Source organism: Mesorhizobium sp. M4B.F.Ca.ET.089.01.1.1 (assembly GCF_004022605.1).
Lineage (GTDB): Bacteria > Pseudomonadota > Alphaproteobacteria > Rhizobiales > Rhizobiaceae > Mesorhizobium > Mesorhizobium abyssinicae.
On sequence record NZ_RZOS01001145.1, the window covers coordinates 1 to 657 of the forward strand.

At 60.6% G+C, this 657-nt stretch carries 1 protein-coding gene; it reads right to left on the reverse strand.

Annotated elements, in window-relative coordinates:
- Positions 1–657 (reverse strand): MFS transporter (locus EN780_RS36495; protein WP_189557102.1); only part of this gene is annotated, 657 nt, incomplete at both ends.

A 657-nucleotide genomic window follows, 5' to 3' on the forward strand; every position in this document is an offset into this window, starting at 1 on the left:
CAGGTAGAGATGGTTCGTCAAAGCGCTGTCGAACTTGCCGTCCGTCGCCTCTGTCGCGTCCGCAGGGCCGTCTAACCGGGCTGCATTGTTCCACCCCGTGCAAGCGACAAGTGCGACTGCCGCCACACCGGCCCCCGTGACGCCAAGGCATACGCTCAAAGCGCCACCGTGGGACAGTATTTGACCGACCACAAACGCGCCGGCCAAGCTCCCGAAACTGAACACGGCATGAAACGACGACATCACCTGCCGGCGCATGCGACGCTCCAATGCCGAGGCATCGATATTCATCGAAACGTCGAGCGTTCCAAACCCGGCCCCCGCAAGGAACACAATCGCCGCCAGCGGCCAGGCGTCCCCGACATAGGGCAGGGCCGTCAGGGTTGCCCCAAACGTGATCGATCCCACCAGGCTTAGTACGCTGCTCGGGACAATCGCTATCAAGCGGGCGATATTGGTCATCATCAAAATGGCGCCGAGAGCAAAGCAGATCAGGACTAGCCCGAGTTGCCCTTTGTCCAGATTCATTTGAATGCTGAGGACCGGAAGGGAGGAGGCCCAGGCCCCGATCCCGATGCCGCCGCCGAGGAAGAACAGACTGCAAAAGAAGCGGCTGCGTCGGATGCCTTGGGAAATCGTCGAGACATCGTTCACTAT